The organism is Goodfellowiella coeruleoviolacea, from assembly GCF_024171785.1.
GTDB lineage: Bacteria > Actinomycetota > Actinomycetes > Mycobacteriales > Pseudonocardiaceae > Goodfellowiella > Goodfellowiella coeruleoviolacea.
This window is the reverse complement of the sequence record NZ_JAMTCK010000004.1, coordinates 311,909-325,077: the sequence shown is the minus strand read 5'-3', so window position 1 is coordinate 325,077 and position 13,169 is coordinate 311,909. Positions and strand designations below refer to the sequence as shown.

Sequence of the window (13,169 nt, the reverse complement as noted above, 5' to 3'; positions counted from 1 at the left end):
CGTCTGTCCTAAGTGGAGCTGGTGAGCAGTTCCGCGCGCAGCTGGGACGCGGTGGACACCACCAGCATCAGCAGCGTGCTCATCGGCTCCGGCTTCATCTCGTCGGCCGGGAACGCGTAGCGCAGGGTCACGTCCATGCCCCGGTCGGTGCGCACGACGCCGAGCGTGCCGAACAGGCCCTGGCCGGCGCGTTCCGCGGCGGAGCGGGCCAGCTCGTCGTCGTTGGGCAGGTCCCAGGCCACCACGCAGGTCAGGCTGAGCACGGTGAGCCCCTCGGCGAGCCGCATCGCCTGCACCGCGCACGGCACCTCACCGTGCAGAAAGGACAGTGCGCCGTCGTCGTCCACGTGGACCTCGTGGTAGCGCTCCAGCGCCTCGCGGGCATTGGTGAGCATGGCCGCGGTGGCCGCCGCCTCGTTGGTCATCGGTCGTCCCTTGCTGTGCTGGAAGGAGTGCGTGGCCGCGGGGCACCCGGGGGCCGGTGGCCGGGCGCGGCGGGGAACCGGCTCACTCGCCGGCCGCCCGGTCGATCGCGCCGCCGAACCGGCGGTCCCGCCGGGCGAACGCCTCGCAGGCCCGCCACAGGTCGCGCCGGTCGAAGTCGGGCCACAGGATGTCCTGGAAGACCAGTTCGGCGTAGGCCGACTGCCAGAGCAGGAAGTTGGACGTGCGCTGCTCGCCGGAGGGGCGCAGGAACAGGTCCACGTCCGGCATCTCCGGCTGGTACAGGAACCTGGCGATGGTCCGCTCGTCCACCTTGTCCGGGTTGAGCTTGCCGGCCGCGACCTGCCTGGCGATCTCCCTGGCCGCGTCGCCCACCTCGGCCCGGCCGCCGTAGTTGACGCACATCACCAGGTTGAGCACGTCGTTGTGCTGGGTGCGCTCCTGCGCCGACTCCAGCTCGGTGATCACGCTGCGCCACAGCCGGGGCCGGCGGCCGGCCCACCGGATGCGCACGCCCATCTCGTCCAGCTCGTCGGTGCGCCGGTGGATCACGTCGCGGCTGAACCCCATGAGGAAGCGCACCTCCTCGGGGCTGCGCCGCCAGTTCTCGGTGGAGAACGCGTACAGCGACAGCCACTTCACGCCGATCTCGATGGCGCCCCTGGCCACCTCGACCACCCCGGCCTCGCCCCGCTTGTGGCCCTCGACCCTGGGCAGGCCGCGCTCGTTGGCCCACCGGCCGTTGCCGTCCATCACCAGGGCCACGTGCTTGGGCAGGAACTGCTCGGGGATCTCCGGTGGCCGCGCACCGGAGGGATGCGGGGCGGGTGGTCGCACGTCCGCCGCACCTCGTCCGCGCCGCCGCACTCGCAGCATTGGTTGGCTCCCTTCTCGACGCTCGTCGTTGGCGACGCCTGTCAGCCGGTTGTTCAGCCGTTGTCCTTGTCGACCGCGGCGGCCAGCGGCTTCGCCCTGCGCTCCACCAGGGGCAGCGACCGGAGCTGGCGCTCCAGGTGCCACTGCAGGTGGGCGGCGACCAGGCCGCTGCCCTCGCGGCGCGCCCCGGCCGAGGCCGCCTCGGCCACCGACCACTCGCCGTGCAGCAGCGCGGCCAGCAGGCTCAGCGTCTCCTCGGCCGGGCTGGCCGAGCCGGGCGGCCGGCAGCGCGGGCACACCGACCCGCCGGCCGGCACGTTGAACGCGGGGTGCGGGCCGGGCACGCCGCAGCGCGCGCACTCGGTGAGCGCCGGGGCCCAGCCCGCGAACGACATGGCCCGCAGCAGGAAGGCGTCCAGCACCAGGGAGGCGTCCCGGCTGCCCTCGGCCAGCGCCCGCAGCGCACCGGTCACCAGCAGGTACAGCCGGAACGCTGGTTCGCCCTGCTCCAGGGTGAGCCGGTCGGCGGTCTCCAGCACCGCGCAGCCCGCGGTGTAGCGCTGGTAGTCGTTGACCAGGCCGACGCCGAACGCGTCCAGCGTCTGCACCTGGGTGACCACGTCCAGCGTGCGCCCGGTGTAGAACTGCACGTCGACGTGGCCGAACGGTTCGAGCCGGGCGCCGAAGCGGGAGGTCATCCGCCGCACGCCCTTGGCGACGGCCCGCACCTTGCCGTGCCGCCTGGTCAGCATCGTGATGATGCGGTCGGCCTCACCGAGCTTCTGCACGCGCAGCACAACTCCGGTGTCGCGGTACAGGCTCACCGGTTCATCGTCTCATGTGCCCTCGGCCGGGCCCCGACATGGCGGTGGGGTGGCCGGACCCGCCGACCACCCCACCGGACAACCCGCCGCGCGGGCCCTACTTGACCGAGATGACCCAGGTCTTGGCGGCCTTGTCGTGGAAGCCCTGTCCGGACTGCGAGTCGAACAGCGGGGACAGCACGCACACCAGCACCCAGATCGGGCCGACGATCGGCACGATCGCGCCGGCGTACAGCACGGCCCAGCGGATCGCGGCCGGGCCGCCGCCCAGCGCGCCGGCCGGGTTGTGCGCGGACTGCGCGGTGACCACCCGCAGCCCCATGGCCAGCTTGCCGACCGTGGCGCCCTTCATCGACAGCATCACGACCTCGTAGGCGCCGGAGAGCACCGCCATGAGGGCGCCGGTGATGAACGCGGTGAGGAAGAGGTTGGGGCCGGCGGAGAGGGCGGAGAAGTCACCGGACTCGATGCTGGCCGTGATCTCCTCGGCGCTGGGCGCCATGGCGTTGGAGATGATGAAGTTGATGATGGCCAGCGGGACGCCCACGATCAGGCCGTCGATCAGCCGGGCCAGGAACCGGTTGCCCACGGACGCCTTGGCGAACAGGCCCACGCCCGGGATCTGGACCTGCTCGCCGCCCATGCCGCCGCCGTACGGGTTGCCGCCGTAGGGCTGCTGACCGTAGCCGGGCTGCTGCTGGTACGGCTGCTGGCCGTAGCCGGGCTGGGGTGGCTGCTGGCCGAAGCCGCCGGGGGCGGGCTGGCCGTACGGGGGTGAGGCCGGGCCCTGGCCGAATCCCGGCTGCGGCTGCTGGCCGTACCCGGGCTGGCCGGCCGGCTGGCCGTAGCCGGGCTGGGGCGGCTGCTGGCCGAAGCCGCCGGGGGCGGGCTGGCCGTAGGGCGGTGAGGCCGGTGGCTGCTGGCCATAGCCCGGCTGCGGCTGCTGCGGGAACCCGGGCTGCCCCGGCGTCCCGTAGGGATTGGTCACGAATGATCCCCCTCGCGTGGATCGATCAGCTCCTGCGGGCGCTCGCACGGCAGGACGCGATGTGCAGGTTCTCAGCCAGGCGTTCCGCTTGACACGGTCTGACGGCTCCGGTCGGGGCGAAGGCTACCCGGTCGCTGTCGGGCGCGTCAGCACAACGGTGATCCCGCCGGTGCGCGTGTCGTGACCACGGCCGCCGGGTCAGAAGCCGAGGCGGCGCAGCTGCTTGGGGTCGCGCTGCCAGTCCTTGGCCACCTTGACGTGCAGGTTCAGGTAGACCCGGGTGCCGAGCAGCTTCTCGATGTGCTGGCGGGCGGTGCTGCCGACCCGCTTGAGCCGCTCACCCCGGTGGCCCAGCACGATCGCCTTCTGGCTGGGGCGTTCCACGAACAGCTCGGCGTAGACGTCCACCAGGTCGTCGCGGCCCTCGCGCGGGCTCATGTCCTCCACCACGACCGCGATGGAGTGCGGCAGCTCGTCGCGCACGCCCTCCAGCGCGGCCTCCCGCACCAGCTCGGCGACCAGGGTGGCCTCGGGCTCGTCGGTCAGCTCGCCGTGCGGGTACAGCGGCGGTCCCGGCGGCAGCCGGTCGATCAGCAGGCCGGCGAGCACGTCCACCTGGAAGCCGTCCACGGCGGACACCGGGACCAGCTCGGCGAAGTCCATCACCTCGCCGAGGGCCAGCAGCTGTTCGGCCACCCGCTGCTGGGGCACCAGGTCGGTCTTGGTCACCACGCCCAGCACCGGGGTCTTCTTGGCCACCTTGCGCAGTTCCCCGGCGATGAACCGGTCGCCGGGGCCGATCTTCTCGTCGGCCGGGACGCACAGCCCGACAACGTCCACTTCGGACCACGTCTCGCGGACGAGGTCGTTGAGGCGCTGGCCGAGCAGGGTGCGGGGCCGGTGCAGCCCCGGCGTGTCCACGATGACCAGCTGGGCGTCGGCGCGGTGCACGATGCCCCGGATGGTGTGCCTGGTGGTCTGCGGCTTGTCGGAGGTGATCGCCACCTTGCTGCCGACCAGCGCGTTGGTCAGCGTCGACTTGCCCGCGTTGGGTCGGCCGACGAAACAGGCGAACCCGGAACGGAACCCGGGTGGGTACTCAGAGCTGGTCACCCCGCCATTCTCGCGCAGCCGCCCGGCGGCGGTCAGGCGAGGACGGCCCGCACCACGCCGGCGGCGTCGGCCACCAGGACGGTGGCGCCCGCGCCGAGGTCGCGGATGGCGGCCCGGGACTCGGCGTCGAGTTCACCGGCGTCGGTGACCACGGCGGCGGCCTCCAGGCCCTCGGCGCCGCTGGCCACGGCCGCGGCCACGGCGGCCTGCACCGCGGTCAGCCGCAGCGAGGGCAGCGCCACGGTGCTCGCGGCGTAGGTGCGGCCGTCGGTGTCGCGGACCGCCGCGCCCTCCGCGGCCCCGGTCCTGGCCCGCGCCGACCGGGCCAGCGTGACGATCTTGGCGTCCTCCGGGTCCAGCTCGGGGCCGCTCGGCACCGCCCCGCCACCCGACTGCCCAGCCGCGTCAACCACGATTGCCGTTCCTCTCCTCGTCGCCGTCCTGCTGGTCCCGGCCGGCCCTGCCGCCGTGACCGTTGTGGCCGTTGTTGTGGCCGTTGTGGCCGTTGTTGGGGCCGTGGTGGCCGGTGGGACCGCCGCTGCCGGCCGACTCGCCCGGCTGCGCCTCGCCGCCGGTGCGGCGCTCGCCGGCCGGCCGGATCAGCACGGTGGTCACCCGCACCCGGCCCCGGTCGTCCTTGCCGCCCTCGGCCCGCATGCGCAGGCCGGCGATCTCGGCCTCGGTGCCGGGCAGCGGGACCCGGCCCAGCCGCTGGGCGAGCAGCCCGCCCACGGTCTCCACGTCGTGCTGGTCCAGTTCCGTGCCGAACAGCTCGTCCAGGTCGTCCACGGGCAGCCGGGCGCTGACCCGGACCGTGCCGTCGGACAGGTGTTCGACGGGCGGGCGCTCACCGGTGTCGGACTCGTCGGTGATCTCGCCGACGATCTCCTCCAGGATGTCCTCGATGGTGAGCAGTCCGGCGGTGCCGCCGTACTCGTCCACGGCGATGGCCATGTGGTTGCGGGTCAGCTGCATCTCCCGCAGCAGCTCGTCCAGCCGCTTGGAGTCGGGCACGAAGCTGGCCGGCCGCATCAGCTCGGCCACGCTGGTCCTGGTGCGGTCCCCGGCCCGGTCGCCCCCGTTGCCCGCGTCGCCGGACATGGCCGCGCGCACCAGGTCCTTGAGGTTGACCACGCCCACGATGTCGTCGACGCTCTCGCCGATCACCGGCACCCGGGTGTAGCCGGTGCGCAGCGACAGGGCCAGCGCCTGGCGCACCGACTTGTGCTGCTCGATCCACACGATCTCGGTGCGCGGCACCATCACCTCGCGGGCGACCGTGTCACCCAGCTCGAACACCGAGTGGATCATCTCCCGCTCGCCCGCGTCGACCACGCCGCGTTCCTGCGCCATGTCGACCAGCTCGCGCAGCTCCACCTCGGAGGAGAACGGCCCCTCGCGGAACCCGCGTCCCGGGGTGATCGCGTTGCCGACCATGATCAGCAGCCGGCTCAGCGGCCCGAGCACCCGGCCGAGCACCCGCACCGGGCCGGCCACGGCCAGGCCGATCGCGTAGGGGTGCTGCCGGCCCAGCGTCCTCGGTCCCACACCGACCAGCACGTAGCTGACCACCAGCATGCCCAGCACGGCCACCAGCACGGCCACCCCGCCGGGGTGCACGGCCCGCAGGCAGACCAGGGTGACCAGCACGGTGGCGGCCAGCTCGCAGCCCAGCCGCAGCAACAGCAGCAGGTTGATGTGGCGGGGCCGGTCGGCCAGCACGGTGAGCAGCTGGCTGGCGCCGAACCGGCCCTGCCGGTCCAGTGCCTCCGCTCTGGCCCGGGACACGGTGCCCAGCGCGGCCTCGGCGCCGGCGAACACCCCGGCGGCCAGCACCAGGACGACCGCGATCACCAGCAGCGTGGTGGAACTCGTGGTCATGTCCGCCCCGCTCAGTCGGCGTCGGCGGCGCCCTGCGCGCCCGGCTCGGCCGGGGGCTGCCGCTGCTCCGGTCCGGCTGGCGGCTCGTCCAGGCCGACCGCGCCGAGCACCCGGGAGTCGGCGCTGCGCTGGGCGGCCAGCCGCTGCGCCTCGGCCCTGGCCGTGCGGAAGTCGCCGAGGATGCGGTTCTGCAGGGTGAACATCTCCCGCTCCTCGGCCGGCTCGGCGTGGTCGTAGCCGAGCAGGTGGAGCACGCCGTGCACGGTGAGCAGGTGGAGTTCGTCGAGCAGGCTGTGCCCGGCCTTGCGGGCCTGGTCCTTGGCGAACTCCGGGCACAGCACGATGTCGCCCAGCAGGGCCGGCCCCACCCCGGCCGAGTCGGGCCGGCGGGCGGAGTCCAGCTCGTCCATGGGGAAGGACATCACGTCGGTGGGGCCGGGCAGGTCCATCCACCGCTCGTGCAGGTCGGCCATCACGTCCAGGTCGACCAGCAGCACGGACAGCTCGGCGAGCTGGCTGACGCCCATCCGGTCCAGCGCGAACCGGGCCACGGCCACGATCGACTGCTCGTCAACGGGCACACCCGACTCGTTGGCGATCTCGATGCTCACCGCGCCGCCGCCCCACTGCCGTCGGCTGTCCCGAAACGGGCTGTCCCGGAACGGGTCGTCCCGGGGCGGACTGGCGCGGGGCGGGCTGGCGCGGTGGCCGGTGGTTCGAAAGGTTCCCTCACGGGTTCATCGTCCCCGTCGGTGCTCACGCCCGCGCCGGGAGGGTCCGCCGTGCTCCGCGGCGGAGGCGGCGTCCTGCACGGCCTGCCACCGGTCGTAGGCGTCGACGATGTCCCCCACCAGCTTGTGCCGCACCACGTCGTGGCTGGTCAGCATGGAGAAGTGCACGTCGTCCACGTCGGTGAGGATCTCCTGGACCACGCGCAGGCCGCTGCGCTGCCCGTTGGGCAGGTCCACCTGGGTCACGTCGCCGGTGACCACGATCCGCGAGCCGAACCCGAGCCGGGTCAGGAACATCTTCATCTGCTCGGGCGTGGTGTTCTGCGCCTCGTCGAGGATGATGAACGCGTCGTTGAGGGTGCGGCCGCGCATGTAGGCCAGCGGCGCCACCTCGATGGTGCCCGCCTGGGTGAGCCGCGGGATCGACTCCGGGTCGATCATGTCGTGCAGCGCGTCGTAGAGCGGCCGCAGGTACGGGTCGATCTTCTCGTAGAGCGTGCCCGGCAGGTAGCCCAGCCGCTCGCCAGCCTCGACCGCCGGCCGGGTCAGGATGATCCGGTTGACCTGCTTGGCCTGCAGCGCCTGCACGGCCTTGGCCATCGCCAGGTAGGTCTTGCCGGTACCGGCCGGCCCGATGCCGAACACCACGGTGTGCTCGTCGATCGCGTCGACGTAGCGCTTCTGGTTCAGCGTCTTGGGCCGGATGGTGCGGCCCCGCCGGGACAGGATGTCCAGGCTGAGCACCTCGGCCGGCGACTCGGTGGTGCCGGCGGAGAGCATCGCCACGGTGCGGCGCACCGCGTCCGGGCCCAGCTGCTGCCCCCGGCTGGCCAGGGTGACCAGCTCGGTGAACACCCGCTCGGCGAAGGCCACGTCGGCCGGCTCGCCGGTGAGCGTGATCTCGTTGCCCCGCACGTGCACGTCCGCCGTGAGCAGCTCCTCAGCCACCCGGAGGTTCTCGTCGCGCGAGCCCAGCAGGGTCAGCGCGGCGGCGTCCGGCACCGCCAGCTTGGACTGCGCGCTGTGGGCCTCCACCGTCCCGTTCGCCGTCGTCACTCCATCGGTCTCGCCGTTGTTCCTGGTTGTCGCCGCGGGCTGGGCTGCCTGCGGCCGCTTCTTCGCCCCGTTCTGTGGGCCGCCCGCGGTCGTGGACCGCGGTGCTCCGGACCGGGCGGCTCCACCCGCCGTACTCCCCGCCACCAGCTCTCCGGCCTGCTTCCTGCGCCTCGCGCGCCGTCACGTTTCCGCCGGCCACCAGGGCTGGCGCTTCACTTGCAGGGTACCTGTCGAGGGCCCGTCGTTCGATCAGGATTTCCCGCCGTGATCAGCCCCGGCTCACTCCGGCAGCGGCCCGCCGACCAGCCCGCCCAGCGGCCGGCCGCCGAGCAGGTGCAGGTGGGCGTGCGGCACGGTCTGGCCGGCGTCGGCGCCGGTGTTGAACAGCAGCCGGTACCCGTCGGCCGCGATGCCCTCGGCCGCGGCGATCCGGCCGGCCGCGGTGAACAGGTCGGCCAGCACCCCCGGGGACTGCTCGGCCAGCTCCACCGCGTCCTGGTGGTGCTCCCTGGGCACGACCAGGACGTGCGTTGGCGCGTGCGGGTTGATGTCCCGGAAGGCCACGGTGGTGTCGGTCTCCGCCACCACGGTGGCCGGGATCTCCCCGGCGACGATCCGGCAGAACAGGCAGTCCGGCTGGGTGTCCGATGAGGTCATGCGGGCAGGCTAATGCTCGGGGAACAGGTCGGCGAGGTGGTCGTCGACCAGCCCGACCAGCTCGGCGACGGGCAGGTCGTCCGGGCCGAGCAGGTGGTGGAAGGTCAGCCCGTCCACCAGCGCGATCAGCAGCTTGGCCTCCCGCCTCGGGTCCGCGCCGGGTCGCAGCTGCCCGGCCTGCCCGGCCTCGGTGAACAGCCGTTCACACCAGTCGACCAGGCCCATGGTGCCGGCGCGCTCGCCGCTGTGCAGCACCGGGTCGAGGCGGGAGCGCGGCATGAACGCCATCCAGACCGTGGCCGCGGTCCGGCGCCGTCCGTCGACCGGCAGGATCAGGTGCACGAAGTCGCGGACCCGGTCCCGGTACGACCCGGTCTGGTCCAGCTGCCTGGCCTGGTCGACAAAGCCCATGAAGGCCAGCTCCATGGCGAAGGCGAGCAGCGAGTCCTGGGTCGGGAAGTAGTGCCGCACGGAACCGCTCGACCACCCCGACTCGGCCGCGACCGCACGCACGGTGACGTGATCGATACCCTCGCGTTCCACCAGTCGCCAAACAGCCTCGGCGAGTTCCTTGCGCCGCGCCTCGTGGTCGACAACTTTCGGCATGCCCACTTTCTAGCACGCTCGTGCGACGTGCCCGGGAAACCTATTCAGTGCGCACCGCTATCCGTCCGCGCCGAGGAAAACCACAATGGGGAGCATTGCGTGACCGATGCGGACACATCACGTGATCGGGCATCGAAATGTCCGGGACAACCGGACCGGATAGCGCGAACGGGTGCCGCGTCGCGGCGAGACCTGGGGGTTGCCGCACCGCGACGCGGCTCCGCCGGACCGAGGGGGGAGGTGTCCGGCGGTGTTCGTAGCGTCCGTGATCGTATTTCCCGTGAGGTTGGAAACGCCGGCGGGAACAGGGACGCTGGTGGTGCTTGGCGCCAACCCGATGCGGTGAGAGTAGCCCGTGGCACCCGGCGCCCGCTACAACTCCACCAAATCAAGACAATAACGCGCCTGCTTTCGTCACCGTGTTTCGTCAGTCCGCCGGCGCGACCATCCGCCCATCCGGTGAAAAGCGGTCGACGTGACAACACCGGCAATAATCGGGACGACCGGGAAACCACCAGAACGCCCACTCCCGACTACCCGGGCGCACCACACCCGCGGTGATTACTCACGCACGGTCATCGTGTGCCGCACCGCCGGCGCGCTCGGCGGCGGCGCCGTGCCGGGCGATCCGCTGGGTCAGCTCCACTGCCGGGCGGCGCCGGCCAGCGCACCGATCGCGCCGAGGGCCACGGCCGCCGCGGTGGACGCGCGCAGCACGGTGGTGCCGAGCCGGACCGGGTGGGCGCCCGCCTCGACCAGCGCGGCCAGCTCCGCCTCGGTGATGCCGCCCTCCGGTCCCACCACCAGCAGCAGCTCGCCGCTCGCCGGCAGCCCCACCGCGCCCAGGCCGGTGCGGGCCGACTCGTGCAGCACCAGCGTGGTCGGCCCGGAGCGGACCAGTTCGGTCAGGCCGGCCGTGCTGACCGGCTCGGCCACCTCGGGCAGCCAGGCCCGGCGCGCCTGCTTGGCGGCCTCCCGGGCGGTGTTGCGCCACCTGGCCAGGGCCTTGTCCCCGCGCGGGCCCGCCTCCCACCTGGCCACGCACCGCTCGGCCTGCCACGGCACCAGGCCGTCCGCCCCGGCCTCGGTGGCCAGTTCCACGGCCAGTTCCCCGCGGTCGCCCTTGATCAGGGCCTGGGCCACCCGCACCCGCAGCGCGGGCGGCGGCTGGGTCCAGCACTCCAGCACGGTCAGCGGCAGGCTGTCCCGACCGGCCCCGCCCCTGCCGGGCTGCTCCGGCCGGTCGACCTGGCAGCGGGCCAGGCCGCCCCGACCGTCGGACAGCACGAGTTCCTCGCCGGGGCGCAGCCGCCGGACCACGGCCGCGTGCCGGCCCTCGGGGCCGTCGAGCACGGTGTGCGTCCCGGCCGCCGGCAGCTCGGACACCAGGAACACCGGCAGCCCGGTCACCCCGGTCGTCACCGCCACGCCCGCCTAACGGTGGTTGCGGCCGGAGCGCAGCCGGGAGAACAGGCCGCCGCCCTTGCCGTTGTGCGACAGGGCCGGCTCCTCCTCGCCGCGCAGGCTGGCCAGCTCGCGCAGCAGCTCGGCCTGCCTGGCGTCCAGCCTGGTCGGCACCTCGACCTCCAGGTGCACATGCAGGTCACCCCGACCGTCAACCCGGCCGGAGCTGCGCAGCCGGGGCAGCCCGCGCCCGGTCAGCACCAGCTCGGTGCCCGGCTGGGTGCCCGGCTCGATCTCCATCTCCTGGTCGCCGTCCACCAGGGTGTGCAGCGGCACCTTGGCGCCGAGCGCGGCGGCGGTCATCGGGATGCGCACGGTGCAGTGCAGGTCGGCGCCGTCCCGCTCGAACACCTCGTGCGGGATCTCCTCGACCTCCACGTACAGGTCGCCGGCTGGGCCGCCACCCGGGCCGACCTCGCCCTGGCCGGCCAGCCGCACCCGCATGCCGTCGGCCACGCCGGCCGGCATCGGCACCGAGATGTTGCGCCGCGACCGCACCCGGCCGTCGCCCGCGCACTGCTGGCACGGGTTGGGGATGACCTCGCCGAGACCACGGCAGACCGGGCAGGGCCGGGTGGTCACCACCTGGCCGAGGAACGAGCGCTGCACGGCCTGCACCTCGCCCCGGCCGCCACAGGTGTCGCACACCGTCGCCGAGGTGCCCTCCTCAGCGCCGGATCCGTGGCACAGCTCACACACCACGGCGGTGTCCACGGTCAGTTCCTTGGTCACCCCGGTCGCGCACTCCTCCAGCGTCATGGACAGCCGGATCAGCGCGTCCGAGCCGGGCTGCACCCGGCTGCGCGGCCCCCGGCCGCCAGCACCGCTGGTGGCCCCGAAGAAGGCGTCCATGATGTCGCCGAGCCCGAACCCGGCGAACGGGTCGCGCATGCCGCCGCCGTTGCCGGCCCCGTTGTCCAGCGGGTCGCCGCCGAGGTCGACGATCTGTCGCCGCTTCGGGTCGGACAGCACCTCGTAGGCGGTGGTCACCTCGCGGAACCGCTGCTGGGCTTCGGCATCCGGGTTGACGTCCGGATGCAGCTTCCGGGCGAGCTTGCGGTAGGCGCGCTTGATCTCCTCAGGCGTCGCGTCCCGCTGCACCCCGAGCGTGCCGTAGTAGTCCCTCGCCACCGTCTCCAGTCCTCCGACCCCACTTGGTTTGGCCTAATGTCCGGCCAGGATGTCCCCTACGTACGTGGCAACCGCGCGGACCGCCGCCATGGTTCCCGGATAGTCCATCCGGGTCGGTCCTACCACGCCCATTCCACCCAACATCGTGCCCCTGCTGCCGTAGCCGATGGAAACCACCGACGTACTGCGCATCTCCTCGGCCTCGTTCTCCTCGCCGATCCGCACCGTGACCGTGCCCTGGTCCCTGGCCGTCGCCAGCAGCTTGAGCACCACCACCTGCTCCTCCAGCGCCTCCAGGATCTGGCGCAGCGAGCCGGGGAAGTCGGCGACGTTGCGGGTCAGGTTGGCGGTGCCGCCGAGCACCAGCCGCTCCTCCGGGTGTTCGACCAGCGACTCGATCAGCGTGGTCGCCACCCTGGTCATGGAGTCGCGCAGGTCGGGCGGTGCGTCCTCGGGCAGTTCCGCGACCGTGGCCGAGGCCTGGTTCAGCCGCTGCCCGCTCAACGCGGAGTTGAGCACGGTGCGCAGCCTGGCCACGGCGTCCTCGGTGATCACGTCGCCGAGGTCGACCATGCGCTGGTCCACCCGACCGGTGTCGGTGATCAGCACCAGCATCAACCGAGCCGGCGTGATCTGCACCACCTCGATGTGCCGGACCGTGGACCGGGTCAGCGTCGGGTACTGCACCACGGCGACCTGCCTGGTCAACTGGGCCAGCAGCCGCACGCTGCGGCGCAGCACGTCGTCCAGGTCCAGCGCACCGTCCAGGAAGCTGGTGATGGCCCGCCGCTCCGCCGCCGACAACGGCTTGATCTCGCTCAGCCGGTCGACGAACAGCCGGTAGCCCTTGTCCGTGGGCACCCGGCCCGCGCTGGTGTGCGGCTGGGTGATGTACCCGTCCTCCTCCAGCGCGGCCATGTCGTTGCGCACGGTCGCGCTGGACACACCGAGGTTGTGCCGCTCGACCAGTGCCTTGGAGCCGACCGGCTCGTGGTTGGACACGTAGTCGGCAACAATGGCTCGAAGCACCTCGAAGCGACGCTCATCGGCGTTCACCACGTCACCTCCCAGGCCGGCTTGCGTGCTCACGACAAGTTTACGGAGCTAACCACGTGGCTGGGGCATGTCCTCACGTGAAGACCCGTGGACACTGCCCCCGCGCTGCTCCTTCCCGGGGATTTGGGGCCAACTCCGCCGCTCTACCGGTGGTACCGGTCACGCGGACGCCAACAGCCAGCACTACCCGACGACACCTGTCATCACTCCATCGGACGCATGGTTGTCCACAGGTCGCCACGGTTGTCCACAGGCTCGCGTTCGACGCCGTCGTGGTGGGGGTGGGGTGGATAGGCTGGTCCAGGGGACGCCCCCCTGGGTGGGCGGGGGTTGCGCTCGGGA

14 protein-coding genes are annotated in these 13,169 nt (G+C 72.7%); all 14 read right to left on the bottom strand.

The genetic code is table 11. The features are described from left to right. Positions 1–8 precede the first annotated feature (8 nt). The gene (locus LX83_RS10260) at positions 9–425 is read right to left on the bottom strand and encodes a hypothetical protein (RefSeq protein WP_253769745.1); all 417 of its coding nucleotides are present in this window, start codon (positions 423–425) and stop codon (positions 9–11) included. Positions 426–507: 82 nt separating this feature from the next. Beyond that, a complete protein-coding gene (locus tag LX83_RS10255; RefSeq protein ID WP_253769744.1) occupies positions 508–1,320 on the bottom strand; it encodes an isoprenyl transferase in 813 nt (270 codons plus the stop codon). A gap of 53 nt (positions 1,321–1,373) precedes the next feature. Then, positions 1,374–2,144 carry a DNA repair protein RecO gene (recO, locus tag LX83_RS10250; protein ID WP_253769743.1) on the bottom strand — a complete coding sequence of 257 codons (771 nt, stop codon included), beginning with the start codon at positions 2,142–2,144 and terminating at the stop codon, positions 1,374–1,376. A gap of 97 nt (positions 2,145–2,241) precedes the next feature. Beyond that, positions 2,242–3,132 carry an RDD family protein gene (locus LX83_RS38385; protein ID WP_253769741.1) on the bottom strand — a complete coding sequence of 297 codons (891 nt, stop codon included), beginning with the start codon at positions 3,130–3,132 and terminating at the stop codon, positions 2,242–2,244. A gap of 198 nt (positions 3,133–3,330) precedes the next feature. Continuing rightward, positions 3,331–4,245, bottom strand: coding sequence for a GTPase Era (era, locus tag LX83_RS10240; protein WP_253769739.1), 915 nt, complete (start codon positions 4,243–4,245; stop codon positions 3,331–3,333). 32 nt (positions 4,246–4,277) lie between these two features. Next, positions 4,278–4,658, bottom strand: a complete 381-nt coding sequence (locus LX83_RS10235) for a cytidine deaminase (protein WP_253769737.1) — start codon at positions 4,656–4,658, stop codon at positions 4,278–4,280. Continuing rightward, positions 4,651–6,126, bottom strand: a complete 1,476-nt coding sequence (locus LX83_RS10230; protein ID WP_253769735.1) for a hemolysin family protein — start codon at positions 6,124–6,126, stop codon at positions 4,651–4,653. The genes LX83_RS10235 and LX83_RS10230 overlap by 8 nt, the downstream gene beginning before the upstream one ends. An 11-nt stretch (positions 6,127–6,137) precedes the next feature. Next, positions 6,138–6,737, bottom strand: a complete 600-nt coding sequence (ybeY, locus tag LX83_RS10225) for an rRNA maturation RNase YbeY (protein WP_253769733.1) — start codon at positions 6,735–6,737, stop codon at positions 6,138–6,140. A gap of 126 nt (positions 6,738–6,863) precedes the next feature. Next, entirely contained in the window at positions 6,864–7,913 is a 1,050-nt protein-coding gene (locus LX83_RS10220) for a PhoH family protein (RefSeq protein WP_253769731.1), read from the bottom strand. A gap of 279 nt (positions 7,914–8,192) precedes the next feature. Beyond that, on the bottom strand, positions 8,193–8,570 hold the full coding sequence (locus tag LX83_RS10215; RefSeq protein ID WP_253769729.1) for a histidine triad nucleotide-binding protein: 378 nt from the start codon (positions 8,568–8,570) through the stop codon (positions 8,193–8,195). Positions 8,571–8,579: 9 nt separating this feature from the next. Continuing rightward, positions 8,580–9,176: a TetR/AcrR family transcriptional regulator gene (locus LX83_RS10210; protein WP_253769727.1), complete on the bottom strand. Its 597-nt coding sequence runs from the start codon at positions 9,174–9,176 to the stop codon at positions 8,580–8,582. A 636-nt stretch (positions 9,177–9,812) separates the two neighbouring features. Further along, the gene (locus tag LX83_RS10205) at positions 9,813–10,604 is read right to left on the bottom strand and encodes a 16S rRNA (uracil(1498)-N(3))-methyltransferase (protein WP_253769725.1); all 792 of its coding nucleotides are present in this window, start codon (positions 10,602–10,604) and stop codon (positions 9,813–9,815) included. Between the two features lie 6 nt (positions 10,605–10,610). Further along, entirely contained in the window at positions 10,611–11,771 is a 1,161-nt protein-coding gene (dnaJ, locus tag LX83_RS10200; RefSeq protein ID WP_253769723.1) for a molecular chaperone DnaJ, read from the bottom strand. A 33-nt stretch (positions 11,772–11,804) separates the two neighbouring features. Then, a complete protein-coding gene (gene hrcA / locus LX83_RS10195; protein ID WP_253770162.1) occupies positions 11,805–12,830 on the bottom strand; it encodes a heat-inducible transcriptional repressor HrcA in 1,026 nt (341 codons plus the stop codon). Positions 12,831–13,169 lie beyond the last annotated feature (339 nt).

Coding starts and splice junctions, on each gene's coding strand:
- LX83_RS10230 (WP_253769735.1), bottom strand. CDS start 6,126: ATGACCACGAGTTCCACCACGCTGCTGGTGATCGCGGTCGTCCTGGTG.
- LX83_RS10260 (WP_253769745.1), bottom strand. CDS start 425: ATGACCAACGAGGCGGCGGCCACCGCGGCCATGCTCACCAATGCCCGC.
- LX83_RS10210 (WP_253769727.1), bottom strand. CDS start 9,176: ATGCCGAAAGTTGTCGACCACGAGGCGCGGCGCAAGGAACTCGCCGAG.
- LX83_RS10255 (WP_253769744.1), bottom strand. CDS start 1,320: ATGCTGCGAGTGCGGCGGCGCGGACGAGGTGCGGCGGACGTGCGACCA.
- LX83_RS10215 (WP_253769729.1), bottom strand. CDS start 8,570: ATGACCTCATCGGACACCCAGCCGGACTGCCTGTTCTGCCGGATCGTC.